1 protein-coding gene is annotated in these 503 nt (G+C 66.2%); it reads left to right on the top strand.

From position 1 onward, the window contains the following. Positions 1-503 (top strand): trigger factor (locus CSC66_RS17385; RefSeq protein WP_484573202.1); only part of this gene is annotated, 503 nt, incomplete at both ends.

Below are 503 nucleotides of genomic sequence, written 5' to 3'. Positions count from 1 at the left end.
GGCACCCTGTTTGCAGCGCTGGACGAGGCGCTCACCGGGCGCGTGGCCGGCGACGAGTTCGAGGCGGCGATCGAGTTCCCCGCCGACTTTCGCAACGACCAGCTTGCCGGCAAGGGCGCCCAGGTCAATTTCCACATCATCAAGGTGCAGGAGCCGAAGCTGCCGGAAGTCGACGGTGACTTCGCCAAGCTGTTCGGCATCGAGGATGGCGACCTGGAGACCTTCCGCAAGGAGGTCCGCGCCAATCTGGAGCGCGAACTCAAGGCGGCGCTGATGGCCCGCCTGAAGTCGGAAGTGGCCAGCAAGCTGGCCGAGACGCACGGCGATCTGGACGTGCCGAAGATGCTGGTGCAGTCCGAGGCACGTACCTTGGCCGCGGGCAACGTGCCCGAAGGCCAGCAGCCGCCGCAGCAGTTGATCGAGGCCGCCTTGCCGATCGCCCGCAAGCGGGTGATTGCCGGCCTGCTGATGGGTGAAATTGCCCGCAAGCAGGGGCTCAAGAT

The organism is Pseudoxanthomonas kaohsiungensis, assembly GCF_010211765.1.
GTDB lineage: Bacteria > Pseudomonadota > Gammaproteobacteria > Xanthomonadales > Xanthomonadaceae > Pseudoxanthomonas > Pseudoxanthomonas kaohsiungensis.
This window is presented reverse-complemented; position numbering and strand designations above follow the sequence as displayed.